A 14655-nucleotide genomic window follows, 5' to 3' on the forward strand; every position below is an offset into this window, starting at 1 on the left:
TTGTCGGCGGTCCGGAGGAGGATGAGCAGATGGATCCCGTCCTCGCGCGCTTCTCCCCGGCCACCCGGGAGTGGTTCCAGGGCGCGTTCCCCGGCCCCACCGCGGCGCAGACCGGCGCGTGGGAGGCCGTGCAGAAGGGGTCGCACGCGCTCGTCGTGGCGCCCACCGGATCCGGCAAGACGCTCGCGGCGTTCCTCTGGTCCATCGACCGGCTCGCGTCGCGGCCCGCGCCGGAGGACCCGATGCGGCGCACGCGCGTCCTCTACATCTCGCCGCTCAAGGCGCTCGCGGTCGACGTGGAGCGCAACCTGCGCTCGCCGCTCGTGGGCATCGTGCAGACGGCCAAGCGGCTGGGCGCCGAGCCGCCCGAGGTCACCGTGGGCGTGCGCTCCGGCGACACCCCCGCGGCCGACCGGCGCTCGCTCGCGAAGACGCCGCCGGACATCCTCATCACCACGCCCGAGTCGCTGTTCCTCATGCTCACCTCGGCCGCGCGCGAGACGCTCGCGGGCGTCGAGACCGTCATCGTCGACGAGGTGCACGCGGTCGCGGCCACCAAGCGCGGCAGCCACCTCGCGCTCTCGCTCGAGCGGCTCGATGCGCTGCTCGAGAGGCCGGCCCAGCGGATCGGGCTGTCGGCCACCGTGCGGCCGCCCGAGGAGGTGGCGCGGTTCCTCGGCGGGCGCTCGCCGGTGAGCATCGTCTCGCCGAAGAACACCAAGGAGTTCGACCTGCGGGTCATCGTGCCGGTCGACGACATGACCGAGCTCGGAACGACGGCGCCGCTCGAGGGGTCGGCGGCGCAGGGCGACGCGCCGCAGCAGGGGTCCATCTGGCCGCACGTGGAGGAGGGCATCGTCGACCTCGTGCTGCAGCACACGTCGTCCATCGTCTTCACGAACAGCAGGCGGCTGGCCGAGCGGCTCACGGCCCGGCTCAACGAGATCTACACGGGACGCATCGAGGAGGGGCGGATCGACGCCCAGGGGCGGGCGATCGCGGGCGGTTCCGCGGAGGCCGACGCGGCCGTGCCCGTGCTGGCGGGCGCCGCGGCCGGCGCCGTCGCGGCCGGCGCCGTCGCGTCACGGCCCGTCGACGCCACCGCGTTCTCCGCCACGCGCCGCACCGCGTCGCGGCCGCCCGCCGAGGTCATGGCGCAGGCGGGGAGCACCGAGGGCGCGGATCCGGTGCTCGCCAAGGCGCACCACGGATCCGTCTCGAAGGAGCAGCGCGCGCTCATCGAGGACGACCTCAAGTCCGGCCGCCTGCGCTGCGTGGTCGCCACCTCCAGCCTCGAGCTCGGCATCGACATGGGCGACGTCGACCTCGTGGTGCAGGTCGAGGCGCCGCCGTCGGTCGCGAGCGGCCTGCAGCGCGTCGGCCGCGCCGGGCACCAGGTGGGCGAGGTCTCGCGCGGCGTCATCTTCCCCAAGCACCGGGCCGACCTCATCCACTCGGCCGTCGCCGCCGAGCGCATGGCGAGCGGGCAGATCGAGTCGCTTCGGGTGCCCGCCAACCCGCTCGACGTGCTCGCGCAGCAGACCGTGGCAGCCGTCGCGCTCGAGTCGGTGGGCGTCGAGGAGTGGTTCGACATCGTGCGGCGGAGCGCGCCCTTCGCCACCCTGCCGCGCTCCGCCTACGAGGCCACGCTCGACCTGCTGAGCGGCCGCTACCCGTCCGACGAGTTCGCGGAGCTGCGGCCCCGCATCGTGTGGGACCGCGACGAGGGCACCATCGAGGGGCGGCCGGGCGCGCAGCGGCTCGCGGTCACCTCCGGCGGCACCATCCCCGACCGCGGCCTCTTCGGCGTGTTCATGGTGGGCGAGAAGGCGTCGCGCGTGGGCGAGCTCGACGAGGAGATGGTCTACGAATTGCGCGTGGGCGACGTGTTCGCGCTGGGGGCCACGAGCTGGCGCATCCAGGAGATCACGCACGACCGCGTGCTCGTCACTCCCGCGTTCGGCGAGCCCGGCAAGCTGCCGTTCTGGAAGGGCGACGGGCTCGGCCGGCCGCTGGAGCTCGGCCGCGCCATCGGGGCGTTCGTGCGCGAGCTGTCCGGATCCGCGGTGGACGACGCCCGGGCGAGGGCCGGCCGCGTGGGCCTCGACGACCGCGCCGTGAACAACCTGCTCGCCTTCCTCGACGACCAGAAGAAGGCCACCGGCCACGTGCCGAACGACCGCACCCTCGTGGTCGAGCGGTTCCGCGACGAGCTGGGCGACTGGCGCGTGGTGCTCCACTCCCCGTACGGGATGCAGGTGCACGCGCCGTGGGCGCTCGCGGTGGGTGCCCGGGTCACCGAGCTGTACGGCATCGACGGCGCGACCATGGCCAACGACGACGGCATCGTCGTGCGCATCCCCGAGACCGACGGCGAGCCGCCGGGGGCCGACCTCTTCGTCTTCGAGCCGGACGAGCTCGATGCCATCGTCACGCGCGAGGTCGGCGGATCCGCCCTGTTCGCGTCGCGCTTCCGGGAGTGCGCCGCCCGCGCGCTCCTGCTGCCGCGCTACAACCCGGGCCGCCGCTCGCCGCTCTGGCAGCAGCGCCAGCGCGCGTCGCAGCTGCTCGACGTCGCGCGGAAGTTCCCCGCGTTCCCCATCGTGCTGGAGACCGTGCGCGAGGTGCTGCAGGACGTCTACGACCTGCCCGCGCTCACGTCGCTCGCGAAGGACATCGAGGCCCGGCGGATCAAGATCTTCGAGACCACCACGGAGGACGCGTCGCCGTTCGCGCGCAGCCTCCTGTTCAGCTACGTCGGCGCGTTCATGTACGAGGGCGACAGCCCGCTGGCCGAGCGCCGGGCCGCCGCGCTCTCGCTCGACGCGGGGCTGCTGTCCGAGCTGCTGGGGCGGGCGGAGCTGCGCGAGCTGCTGGATCCGGCGGTCATCGCGCGCACCGAGCTCGAGCTGCAGCGCCTCGCCCCCGACCGGCGGGCGAAGGGACTGGAGGGCGTGGCCGACCTGCTGCGGATCCTCGGCCCGCTCGACGCCGAGGAGGTCGCCGCGCGGCTCGAGCCCGAGGAGTCCGCCGCCGCGTCCGAGCACCTCGACGCGCTCGTCGCCGGCAAGCGCGCGCTCCGCGTCTCCTTCGGAGGCCGCGCGCGCGTCGCCGCCATCGAGGACGCGAGCCGCCTCCGCGACGCCCTCGGGGTGCCGCTGCCCATCGGCACGCCGCTCGCGTTCGTCGAGCCCGTGGCCGATCCGCTCGGCGACCTCGTCGGCCGGTACGCGCGCACGCACGGCCCCTTCACCATCGCGGACGCGGCCACCGCCATCGGCCTCGGATCCGCCGTCATCGCCGACACGCTCGCCCGGCTCGGCGCCCAGCGGCGCGTGGTCGAGGGCGAGTTCCGGCCGGGCGCCTCGGGCAGCGAGTGGTGCGACGTCGAGGTGCTGCGGCGCCTGCGCAGCCGCTCGCTGGCGGCGCTCCGCAGCGAGGTGGAGCCGGTCGAGCGATCCGCGTACGCGCGCTTCCTCCCCGCGTGGCAGCACGTCGCGGGCGCGGAGCGCGAGCGCGGGCTCCGCGGGGTCGACGGCGTGCTCCAGGTCATCGAGCAGCTCGCGGGCGCGCCCGTGCCCGCCTCCGCGTGGGAGACGCTCGTGCTGCCGGCGCGCGTGCGCGACTACACGCCGGCCTTCCTCGACGAGCTCACGTCCACGGGCGAGGTCATCTGGTCGGGCGCCGGCACGCTCGCGGGCGCCGACGGCTGGGTCAGCCTGCACCTCGCCGACCAGGTCGCGCTCACCCTGCCCGAGCCCGACGCGCACGACACCGACGAGCTGCAGCGCGAGGTCCTCACGACGCTCGGCACGGGCGGCGGCTACTTCTTCCGGCAGCTGAGCGACGCCGTCGGGTCCACGGACGACAAGGCGCTCGTCACCGCGCTGTGGGACCTCGTGTGGGCGGGCCTCGTCACGAACGACACGCTGTCGCCGCTGCGGGCGCTGCTCGCGGGCGGATCCACGGCGCACAAGACGCCGCAGCGGGCGCCGCGCGGGCGCATGTACCGGGGCGGGCGCATGCCGCGGCCCGACATGCCCACGCGCACCGGCCCGTCGACGGCCGCCGGGCGGTGGTCCATCGTGCCGCTCGCCGAGACCGACGCCACCGTGCGAGCCGCGGGCACGGCCGAGCTGCTGCTCGAGCGGTACGGAGTCGTCACGCGCGGATCCGTCATGACCGAGCGCGTGCCCGGCGGCTTCGCGCTCACCTACAAGGTGCTCGCGGGCTTCGAGGACACGGGACGCGCGCGCCGCGGGTACTTCATCGAGACGCTGGGCGCGGCGCAGTTCTCGACCGGCGGCACGGTGGACCGGCTGCGCGGCTTCACGCGCGACCCCGACGCGGGCGAGCGGCCGCTGAACGCGCTGACGCTCGCGGCCACGGATCCGGCCAACGCGTACGGGGCGGCGCTGCCGTGGCCGCGGCTCGACGGGTCGGCGGAGGGCGACGACGCGGATCCGGCGGCGGACGGCGGCGGCAGCAGCAGCAGCGACAGCGCGTCCTCGGCCGTCGCGGCGGCCGGCAGCGTCGACGCGCGCGGCGAGCGGCCCACCGGGCACCGTGCCGGTCGGAAGGCGGGCGCGCTCGTCGTCCTGGTCGACGGCGAGCTCGTGCTCTACGTGGAGCGCGGCGGCAAGACCGTGCTGCAGTTCGACGACGACGAGGCCGTGCTGCGGGCGGCGGCCGAGTCGCTCGGCGGCATCGTGCGGCGCGGCGGCGTCGCGAAGCTCGCGATCGAGAAGGTCAACGGCGCGTTCATCCTCGGCACGCCGCTGGGATCCGCGCTGCAGGAGCACGGGTTCTCGGCGACGCCGCGCGGGCTGCGGATGCGCTCGTGAGCGGCGCCCGACAGACGGGATCCGCCCGTGCCTGAGGGCGACACCGTCTACCGCACCGCCGCGCACCTGCACGAGGCGATCGGCGGCCAGGTGCTCACGCGCAGCGACTTCCGCGTGCCCGCGTTCGCGACCCTCGACCTCACAGGCCAGGAGGTCGACGAGGTGGTCAGCGTCGGGAAGCACATCCTGCACCGCGTCGGCGACCTCACCATCCACAGCCACCTGAAGATGGAGGGCTCCTGGCACATCTACCAGCACGGCACCGCGTGGCGGCGGCCGGCGTTCGAGGCCCGGGTCGTGCTCGAGACGGCGGAGCGCGTCACGGTGGGGTTCTCGCTGGGGGTGCTCGAGGTGATCCCGCGCGACCAGGAGCACACGCTCGTGGGTCACCTAGGACCGGACATCCTCGGGCCGGACTGGGGCGACGAGGCGGCCGCGGAGGTCGTGCGGCGCATCGAGGCGCAGCCCGACCGGGCCATCGGCCTGGCGCTCCTCGACCAGCGGAACGCGGCCGGCATCGGCAACGTCTACCGGGCCGAGCTCTGCTTCCTGCGCGGCGTGCTGCCCACGCGGCCGGTGCGCGAGGTGCCGGACCTGCCCGCGATGGTCGCCCTCGCGCGCCGCACCATGCGCGCCAACCGCGACCGCATCGAGCGCACCACCACGGGTGACCTCCGGCGCGGCCGCACCGACTGGGTCTACGGGCGCAAGGGGAAGCCGTGCCTGCGGTGCGGGACGCGCATCCAGCAGGGCCAGCTCGGCGACCCCGTGCGTCCCGGCATGGGCGCGCAGGACCGGGTCACCTACTGGTGCCCGCGCTGCCAGACCTGACGCGCGGGCACCGGGCGGATCAGTCCCGCGGCGTCGACGCCGACGGCAGCTCGGGCGCGGGCTCGCCGCCCGCCGCGATCCGCGCCTCCTCCTGGCCGAGCACCGAGTGGCGGCGGCCGTAGAGGAAGTAGATCGCGAAGCCGAGCACGAGCCACACGAGGAAGCGCACCCAGGTGAGCGTCGTGAGGTTGAGCATCAGCCACACGCACAGCACGGCCGAGAGGATCGGCAGCCACGGCATGAACGGCACGCGGAACGACGCGCGGATGTCCGGCCGCTTCTTCCGCAGCACGATCACGCCGATGCTCACCAGCACGAAGGCGGAGAGCGTGCCGATGTTGATCATCTCCTCGAGCACGCCCACGTCCGTGAACCCGGCGAGGGCCGCGACCACGACGCCCGCGATGATCTGCACCCGCACCGGCGTGCGGCGCTTGGCGCTCGTGCGGCTGAGGCCACGCGGCAGCAGACCGTCGCGGCTCATCGCGAAGACCACCCGGGCGAGGCCGAGCAGCAGCACCATGAGCACGGTGGTGAGCCCGAGCAGCGTGCCGATGGAGATGACCTGCGCCGCCCATCCGGCGCCCACCGCGGTGAACGCGGTCGTGAGCGACGGGTCCTCCGCGTCGGCGAGCACCGTGTAGGGCACCATGCCGGTGAGCACGAGGGTCACGAGCACGTAGAGCACGGTGACGACCGCGAGCCCGGCGAAGATGCCGCGCGGCAGGGTGCGCTGCGGGTCCTTGACCTCCTCGGCGCTCGTGGCGACGACGTCGAAGCCGATGAACGCGAAGAACACGAGCGAGGCGCCGGCGAGCAGTCCGTAGAGGCCGTACTGCGTGGGCTCCTGGCCGCTCGCCCAGGAGAAGAGGGACTGGGTCCAGACGTCGGCGGACGCGCCCTCGGCGGGACGCTGCGGCGGGATGAAGGGCGTGTAGTTCTCGGCCTTCACGTAGAAGGCGCCCACGACGATCACGAAGAGGACGACCGCGACCTTCAGCACGGTGAAGACGCTCGACACGCGGCTGGAGAGCTTGGTGCCGAGCACGAGGAGCACGGTGAAGATCGCGGTGATGAGCACGGCGCCCCAGCTGATCCCGAGGCCGAGGACCGTGATGGTGGAGGGGATGTCGAGCCCCGCGAGCTCGAGCGCCGACTCCAGGTAGATGCCCCAGTACTTCGCGATGACCGCGGCGGCCGTGAGCATCTCGAGGATGAGGTCCCAGCCGATGATCCACGCGAGCAGCTCGCCCATGGTCGCGTAGGTGAACGTGTACGCGCTGCCCGCCACGGGCACGGCGGAGGCGAACTCGGCGTAGCACATGATCGCGAGGCCGCACGTGACGGCGGCGAGCACGAACGCGAGCGTCACCGACGGACCCGCGTAGTTGCCCGCGGCCTTCGCGCCGACCGAGAAGATGCCGGCGCCGACCGCGACGGCGACGCCCATCAGCATGAGGTCCCAGGTGCCGAGCGACCGGGTGAGGCTGCGTTCGCCTCCCGCGGCGTCGGCGAGCGACGACTCGATGCTCTTGGTGCGGAACAGGCTCATGGGATGTCCGTTCGGGGTCGGGCGGCGGGGAACGGGGATCGAGCCTACCGGCGTGGGGCCCGCGCCCCCGGACGGGGGCGCTGCTCCGAGCTGGTGCGGATGCGCGGGGCATCGACACGCCCGGCCGACGGAGAAGTCGGAGAAGCGCCGAGGAGAAGTGCTCGCCCGACCTAGGCACCCCCGAGAAGCAGTGCTTCTCTGGAGGAGCGGTCAAGCAGCGTGCCGCATCCGTCCCGATCCGGAGGGTCCCGAGTGACCGACACGCTGCGCTCCCGCGCCCTCGCCGCCGCGCCCCCGCCTCCCGCGGGACCGCCTCGACGCGCCCGCCCGCGACCCTGCCGCGCACGGCCGCCGTGCCGTCCGGCCTCGCCGCCGCGCGGGAGGAGAAGCGCCGGGTGACCCACGACCGGTTCGTGCGCGCGGCCGCCGCGACCGAGGATCCGACGGGCGAGGCCGAGCGCCGCCGCCTGCACGACCAGATCGTGCTCGACCACCTCGAGCTCGCCGACCAGCTCGCGCGCCAGCACTCCGGCCGCGCCCACGACTGGAGCGACCTGCGCCAGGTCGGCTACCTCGGCCTGGTCAAGGCCGCGCGCCGCTACGACCCGGGCTTCGGCGCGCCCTTCGTGTCGTTCGCGATCCCCACCATCTCCGGCGAGATCAAGCGCCACCTGCGCGACAACGGCTGGGTGATCCGCCCGCCGCGGCAGGTGCAGGAGCTGCGGCACGCGCTGCTGGCCGTCGTGCCCGCGCTCACGCAGCGGCTCGGCCGCACGCCCACCGACGCCGAGCTCGCGGCCCACACCGGGCACACGCGCGACGAGGTGGCCGAGGCGCTCGCCGCGCACACCAGCCTCCGGCCCGCCTCGCTCGACTTCACGGTGCACGAGGAGGAGGGGACCTCGCTCGCCGAGACCCTCGGCGACGACGACCCCGGCTACGCGCGCGCCGAGCGCACCGTGCTGCTGGACGCGGCCCGCGGGATCCTCAGCGACCGCGACCGGCGCATCCTCCACCTGCGCTTCGTCGACGAGTGCAGCCAGAGCGAGATCGCGGCCGAGCTCGGCGTGACGCAGATGCAGGTGTCGCGGCTGCTCGCGCGGATCCTCGGGGCGTTGCGCGCAGAGCTCACGCGCGGCGAGCCCGAGGCGCTGCCGGAGGCCGCGCCGCTCGCCGCGGTGTCGCCGATCCGCGCGCGCGTGGCGGACCGGCGCTCGGCCTGAGGTCCGGCGGTCGCCGCCCGGCGACCGAGGCGCCCCTAGGACGTGGGCAGCGCGCCCGTCTCGATGACGCGGCGCGCGACCTCGACGAGCTTCACGTTGCCGTCCTGCGAGTGGCGGCGGAGCACCTGGAACGCGCGGTCGGCGTCGAGGGAGAAGCGCTCCATGAGGATCCCCTGCGCCTGCCCGATGACGGAGCGCGACGCGAGGCCGCGGGCCAGGTCGTCGGCGGAGTCCCACGCGGCGAGCGCGACGCGCGCGTGCACGGCGACCTCCTCGGCGACGGCCAGGTCGCCCTCGCCGAGGGCGGCGGATCCGCGGTGCAGCGCGACGGCGCCGGCGGCGTCCGGGCGCGCGGCCGGGTCGTCGCCCATGCCCACGACCAGGAGGCCGGATCCGACGGCCGGCGCGGGCGACCGCAGCAGCTCGGCGAGCGCGGGCCCGGTCTCCCCCGCCACCGCGACGCCGGCCCCACGCGGCAGGACGACGGCGGCCCCCGTCGCGGACGTCGCGTCGAGGAGCGCGGCGAGCAGGAGGTCGACCCCGGCGGACCGGCTCGGGGCGGAGTGGAACGCGGCGACGACGCGGGCGGGCAGGGCGGACCGGCGCTGCTCCATCCCGTTCCTCCCGCGGGTCAGGGGGCGTGGCGGCTCGGCGGGCGCCTGGGCGACCGCGACCCGCGGCATCGCGAGGAGACGCCGAGCCCCGGCTCGACCGTTCGAGTATCGCACCATGGCTTTGCGCCCTAACCGACCGCCGGGAGAACTCACGGGGAGCCGTTCGCTCGGTCCGACGGGAGCCGCCCACCCGCGCCTGCCATGCTCGATGCATGGCCACCCTCATGCGTCCCCGTCGCGGGAAGATCATCGCCGGCGTCTGCGCCGCCCTCGCCGACCGCTTCGGCATCAGCCGCTTCCTCGTCCGCCTGCTCTTCGTGATCTCGATCGTGCTGCCGGGCCCGCAGGTGCTGCTGTACCTGATCCTCTGGATCGTCTTCCCCAAGCAGCGCTGACCCGGCAGGTGGGCACACCGCCCGCGGGCCGGCCGTCGCGCGACGCCGGATCGTCCCGCGCCCGAAACGCCGCCGCAACACCCGGTTCCCAGACTGGGGAGACGCCTCTCCCCCGTCCGGAGGAACCCGCATGCCCGCACGCCGACGTCCCCGCGCGCGGATCCGCCGCGCATCCCGCCGCCTCGCCGGCGCCCTCGCGACCGGAGCGCTCGCGGCCGCGCTCGCGCTGGGCGGGGTCGGGGTCGGCGTCGCGTCGCCGGCCCGGGCGTCCGTCGACGGCTCGGCCGCGGATGACGTCGCGGCGGGCGCGCCCGTGACCGCCCCCGCCGTCGTCGACCTCGGCGTCGCCGACGCGCTCGCGCTGCTCGCCTCCGGCGCCACCACGTCCGTCGAGCTCACCCGCGCCTACCTCGCGCGCATCGAGGCGTACGACGACCGGCGCGGCGACCGGAAGGGCCTCCAGGCCGTCATCACCACGAACGAGGACGCGCTCGCGACCGCCGCGGAGCTCGACGCGGAGCGCGCGGCCGGCACGATCCGCGGCCCGCTGCACGGCGTCCCGATCGTCGTCAAGGACAACCTCGCCACCGCCGACATGCCCACCACCGCGGGCAGCGCGGCGCTCCGCGAGTACCGCACGGCCGACGACGCGACCGCCGTGGCGCGGCTGCGGGCGGCCGGCGCGATCATCCTCGCGAAGACGAACATGTCGGAGTTCGCGTGGCACGGCACCTACACGCTGAGCTCCGCGCGCGGCCGCACGGCGAACCCCTACGACCTGTCGTGGAGCGCGAGCGGATCCAGCGGCGGCACGGGCGCGGCGGTCGCGGCCGCGTACGCGCCGGCGGGCCTCGGCACCGACTCGTGCGGATCCGTCCTCGGGCCCGCCGCGCACCAGAGCCTCGTGGGCTTCCGGCCCACCCTCGGGCTCGTGAGCACGGCCGGCGTCGTGCCGCTCTCGCCCCGGCAGGACGTCGTCGGGCCGCTCACCACCACGGTCGCCGACGCGGCGCTGCTGATGGAGGTGCTCGCGGGGCGCGACCCCGCGGATCCGCTCACCGCCGTCGCCGACGACCAGGTCACCGACGCGTACGTGGCGGGCCTTGGCCCCGACGCGCTCGCGGGGAAGCGGATCGGCGTGGTGCGCTGGTCGTTCGAGGAGGATCCCGAGAAGCCCGGCCTCGCGGAGACGACCGCGCTGATCGAGCAGGCCGTGCGCGACCTCGAGGCGCAGGGCGCCGAGGTGGTGGACGTGCCGTTGACCCGCGAGTTCGTGGAGGGGACGCTGCAGAGCGGCGGCTGGATGGACATGCGGCCGTCCATCGACCGCTTCCTCGCCGAGACGCCCGCCACGTGGCCGGCGCGCGTCGCCGCCCGTACCGCGCCCGAGGACGTGCTCTCGTTCGCCGACGTGATGGCCGACCGTCCAAGTGCGCTCACCGACGGCGACATCGCCCACTTCCTCGGCCAGCGCGACGTGCCGAACCCCGAGTACGACGCGGCGATCGCCGAGCAGGACGCGGGGAGGGCCGCGATGGATGCGTTCTTCGTCGAGCACGGCGTCGACGCGCTCGCGATGCCGACGAGCGCCACCAGCGCCACGCCCACCTGGGCCGGCACCACCTTCTGCGACATCGGCGCGAACACCGGCATCCCCACGATCTCCGTGCCGGCCGGCTTCACGTCGGCGGGCGCGCCCGTGGGGCTCGAGCTCGCCGCCCCGCGCAGCCGCGACGGCGACCTGCTCGCCATGGCCCACGCGTACGAGCAGGCGACGCGGCACCGGGTCGCGCCCGCGGCGACGCCGGAGCTGACGGCGGTCGAGGAGCCGGCCGCGGACGACGTCCCCGCGGCGACCGACGAGGTGGGCCAGGCCAGCGCCGCCGGATCCCCCCTCCCGGCGGCCGGTGCCGCGCGGATCGCGGGCGTCGGCGTGAACACGCTCGGGCAGAACGCGGCCATCGCCGCGGTGCTCGCGCTCGTCGGCGGGATCACGGTCGCGGTCGGCGTCCTCCGTCGCCGCCGCCCGCACGCCGGCTGAGGCGACGGGACCCGCACCCGTCCGCATCCACTGGGAGTCGCCGCGCGGCCCTGGGCGTGTCGTCCGCGCGTCGGCAGGGTGGGGGGACGACGACGAAAGGACGCACCATGACCGACGTCTCCTCCCAGGGCCCCGCCGACGGCGACGACCGCGAGGTCCTCACCAACCGCCAGGGCCACCCCGTCCACGACAACCAGAACTCCCGCACCGTGGGCGACCGCGGCCCCGCGACGCTCGAGAACTACCAGTTCCTCGAGAAGATCAGCCACTTCGACCGCGAGCGGATCCCGGAGCGCGTCGTGCACGCGCGCGGCGCCGTCGCGTTCGGCTACTTCGAGGCCACCGGCACGTGGGGCGACGAGCCCGTCTCCCGGTACACGCGCGCGAAGCTCTTCCAGGAGGCCGGCAGGCGCACCGACGTCGCGATCCGCTTCTCCACCGTGATCGGCGGCCGCGACTCCTCCGAGGCCGTCCGCGACCCGCGCGGCTTCGCCGTGAAGTTCTACACGGAGGACGGCAACTGGGACCTCGTCGGCAACGACCTCGGCGTCTTCTTCGTCCGCGACGCGATCAAGTTCCCCGACGTGATCCACGCGTTCAAGCCCGACCCCGTGACGTTCCGCCAGGACCCGGGCCGCATCTTCGACTTCATCTCGCAGACGCCCGAGTCGATGCACCTGATCGTCAACCTGTTCAGCCCGCGCGGCATCCCGGCGGACTACCGCCACATGCAGGGCTTCGGCGTGAACACCTACAAGTGGGTGGACGCCGAGGGCGGCACGAAGCTCGTGAAGTACCACTGGATCCCGAAGGTCGGCGTGAGCAGCATGACGGCGGCCGACGCGGCCGTGGTGCAGGGCGGCGACCTCGGCCACGCCTCCAAGGACCTCTACGACGCCATCGAGCGCGGCGACCTCCCCGAGTGGGAGCTGCGCGTGCAGCTGATGGACGACCACGACCACCCGGAGCTCGACTTCGACCCGCTCGACGACACGAAGCTCTGGCCCGAGAACGACTTCCCGCCGAAGACGGTCGGGAGGATGGTGCTCGACCGGAACGTGACCAACCACTTCGCCGAGAACGAGCAGCTCTCCTTCGGCACCGGCGTGCTCGTGGACGGCCTCGACTTCTCCGACGACAAGATGCTCGTCGGCCGCACGTTCTCCTACTCGGACGCGCAGCGCTACCGCGTGGGCCCGAACTACCTCCAGCTGCCGGTGAACGCGCCGCAGCACGCGAAGGTGGCGACGAACCAGCGCGACGGGCAGATGACGTTCCACCAGGATCACGGGGGTCAGAACCCTCACGTGAACTACGAGCCCTCCCTCGACGGCGGGCTGCGCGAGGGCCAGTACGCGACGGTGGACGAGCAGGGTCCGGAGATCACCGGTCGCCTCACGCGGAAGCGGATCGCCCGCACCGACGACTACACGCAGGCCGGCCAGCGGTACCTGCTCATGGAGCAGTGGGAGCGCGACGACCTCGTCGCCAACCTCGTGGAGCTCATCGGGCAGGCCTCGCGCGGCGTGCAGGAGCGCATGGTCTGGCACCTCTACCTGGTGGAGGACGAGCTCGGGCAGCGCGTGGGCGGCGGCCTCGGGATCGCGCTCGACGAGGTGAAGGACCTGCCGCCGCTGCAGTCGCAGACGCTCTCCGAGGACGAGCTGGCACGCCTGGCGAACCTCGGGCACAACGGGCCGCGCGACGTCACGGGCTTGGTGCTGACGCACTGCGTGCCGGACGCGCGGCGGAACCTGGTCGACGCGGCCTAGCCTCCGCGACCGACGCGAGACGCCGAGAGGGGCGGGTGGCCATGCGGCCGCCCGCCCCTCTCGCGTGCGCGCATCCGGATCCGGTCAGCGCTTCCCGTGCTTGACGAGCGAGACCGTGCCGTCGGCCGTCACGACCACCTTCGCGGCCATGGCCGCCGGGAGGTCGATGCGCTGCCAGCTGCCCTGGGTGCCCGCGTCAAGCGGCTCGCCCGAGTCGATCGCGGTGAGGGCGAGCACCTGGCGGCGCTGCTCGGGCGTGAGGTCGGGGTGGCTGGTGATGAGGAGCGACTCGGCGCCGGTGGGGACCGTGATCGGCTGGCCCGTGTCGCCCACGCGCGGGAAGTCGTAGCTCATGCGCTGCTCGTAGACCTTCAGCGCCTGCTTCGTGGTCAGGTACGGCTTGTCCTTCGCGATGCAGACGGCGAGCGCTGCGCCGCACTTGGCCTCGAGCACCGTGCGCAGCTCGGTCGACGCCTGCTCGAAGAGCGTGCGGAACTCCGGGTCGGACCAGCGGCGCTCGACGATCTTCTGGCCCATCATGCGGCCGGCCATCACGTCGAGCGGGTAGTGGGCGCCCATGATGATGCGGTTGTTGCCGGCGTCGGAGGCGCGGGCGAGGATCTGCGGCGCGAGCTCCGGCAGCATCGTCGCGAGCGCCGTGCCCTGCCAGAACGCCTGCGAGGTGTGCCCGCTGGGGTACGAGCCGTCCTGACCCGCCCACGCGTTGCCGCCCGGCTTGTCGCGGTACTTCAGCTTCAGCGGGAACGCGACGTAGGGCCGCGGGTTCGCGAAGTGCGTCTTCACCGGGTTGGTGGACGAGTACTTGCCGACGAGGCCGCCGTTCTTCGCGAGGAGCGCGTCGGTCTTCGGGAGCTGGCCCGCCTCGCGCGCCGTGCGGTAGATCGCGCCCAGGTTCCTGCCGAGGCCGTCGCTCATGGTGATCGACATGTCGGCGTACTGGTCGATGATCGCCCGGGCCGACTGCGCCTTCGTGGCGGCCTGGTTGATCCTCACGGTCTTCTTGTCGTTCAGCTTCAGGATGTCGGGGCGGTTCGCCTTGAGCGCCGTGAAGGAGTCGAGCATCGGCACGAAGTCGTAGGTGCTGTTCGACGGGTAGGGCGCGTCGAGCGTGGCCTGGTCGAAGGGGGCGACGGCCGGGGCGGTCGCGGTGCCGGTGGCGGTCGGTGCGTCCGCGGCGGTCGCGGCGGTGACGCCGGTGCCGGTGATCAGGAGGCCGAGGATCGCGGTGGTCGACAGCAGCGTCGCGGTGCGGGCGCGGGACGCCGGGACGGGGTGGGGATGATGATGGTGCCTCTCGTCGGGAGCGGGCGGCCGTGCGGCCTCCGGCACCGTAGGCATCGCGCGTGACGCGGGTCCCTCGGG

At 74.2% G+C, this 14655-nt stretch carries 9 protein-coding genes; 6 read left to right on the forward strand and 3 right to left on the reverse strand.

Translation table 11 applies throughout. The annotated features are described in order from the left end of the window. The first annotated feature begins 29 nt into the window (after positions 1-29). The gene (locus AES38_RS12775) at positions 30-4844 is read left to right on the forward strand and encodes an Lhr family ATP-dependent helicase (protein WP_053775282.1); all 4815 of its coding nucleotides are present in this window, start codon (positions 30-32) and stop codon (positions 4842-4844) included. Positions 4845-4871: 27 nt separating this feature from the next. Further along, on the forward strand, positions 4872-5675 hold the full coding sequence (locus AES38_RS12780) for a DNA-formamidopyrimidine glycosylase family protein (protein ID WP_053775283.1): 804 nt from the start codon (positions 4872-4874) through the stop codon (positions 5673-5675). Between the two features lie 19 nt (positions 5676-5694). Here the strand turns inward: AES38_RS12780 and AES38_RS12785 are convergent, their stop codons facing one another. Continuing rightward, positions 5695-7227, reverse strand: coding sequence for an amino acid permease (locus AES38_RS12785; RefSeq protein WP_053775284.1), 1533 nt, complete (start codon positions 7225-7227; stop codon positions 5695-5697). A gap of 395 nt (positions 7228-7622) precedes the next feature. Here AES38_RS12785 and AES38_RS12790 point away from each other — a divergent pair, with 395 nt between their 5' ends. Next, positions 7623-8450: a sigma-70 family RNA polymerase sigma factor gene (locus AES38_RS12790; RefSeq protein ID WP_256998818.1), complete on the forward strand. Its 828-nt coding sequence runs from the start codon at positions 7623-7625 to the stop codon at positions 8448-8450. A gap of 35 nt (positions 8451-8485) precedes the next feature. Here AES38_RS12790 and AES38_RS12795 read toward each other — a convergent pair whose 3' ends face one another. Beyond that, entirely contained in the window at positions 8486-9064 is a 579-nt protein-coding gene (locus tag AES38_RS12795) for an ANTAR domain-containing protein (RefSeq protein ID WP_053775285.1), read from the reverse strand. 212 nt (positions 9065-9276) lie between these two features. Between AES38_RS12795 and AES38_RS12800 the strand changes: the two genes are divergently transcribed. The 3 genes from AES38_RS12800 to AES38_RS12810 all read left to right on the forward strand — a co-directional run bounded on the left by AES38_RS12800 (position 9277) and on the right by AES38_RS12810 (position 13272). Further along, positions 9277-9459, forward strand: coding sequence for a PspC domain-containing protein (locus AES38_RS12800; RefSeq protein WP_015491222.1), 183 nt, complete (start codon positions 9277-9279; stop codon positions 9457-9459). 130 nt (positions 9460-9589) lie between these two features. Next, complete coding sequence (locus AES38_RS12805) at positions 9590-11500, forward strand: amidase (RefSeq protein ID WP_053775286.1); 1911 nt, start codon at positions 9590-9592, stop codon at positions 11498-11500. Positions 11501-11607: 107 nt separating this feature from the next. Further along, positions 11608-13272, forward strand: a complete 1665-nt coding sequence (locus AES38_RS12810) for a catalase (protein WP_053775287.1) — start codon at positions 11608-11610, stop codon at positions 13270-13272. Positions 13273-13356: 84 nt separating this feature from the next. Here the strand turns inward: AES38_RS12810 and AES38_RS12815 are convergent, their stop codons facing one another. After that, positions 13357-14622 (reverse strand): acid phosphatase, encoded by a 1266-nt coding sequence (locus AES38_RS12815; protein WP_371259384.1) that lies wholly within the window; start codon positions 14620-14622, stop codon positions 13357-13359. Positions 14623-14655 lie beyond the last annotated feature (33 nt).

Origin of the sequence: Clavibacter capsici, from assembly GCF_001280205.1 — a bacterium.
Taxonomy (GTDB): Bacteria; Actinomycetota; Actinomycetes; order Actinomycetales; family Microbacteriaceae; genus Clavibacter; species Clavibacter capsici.

Excerpts from the sequence above, each read along its gene's own strand:
- AES38_RS12800 (WP_015491222.1), top strand. The coding sequence starts at position 9,277 with ATGGCCACCCTCATGCGTCCCCGTCGCGGGAAGATCATCGCCGGCGTC.
- AES38_RS12785 (WP_053775284.1), bottom strand. The coding sequence starts at position 7,227 with ATGAGCCTGTTCCGCACCAAGAGCATCGAGTCGTCGCTCGCCGACGCC.
- AES38_RS12775 (WP_053775282.1), top strand. The coding sequence starts at position 30 with ATGGATCCCGTCCTCGCGCGCTTCTCCCCGGCCACCCGGGAGTGGTTC.
- AES38_RS12795 (WP_053775285.1), bottom strand. The coding sequence starts at position 9,064 with ATGGAGCAGCGCCGGTCCGCCCTGCCCGCCCGCGTCGTCGCCGCGTTC.
- AES38_RS12810 (WP_053775287.1), top strand. The coding sequence starts at position 11,608 with ATGACCGACGTCTCCTCCCAGGGCCCCGCCGACGGCGACGACCGCGAG.
- AES38_RS12805 (WP_053775286.1), top strand. The coding sequence starts at position 9,590 with ATGCCCGCACGCCGACGTCCCCGCGCGCGGATCCGCCGCGCATCCCGC.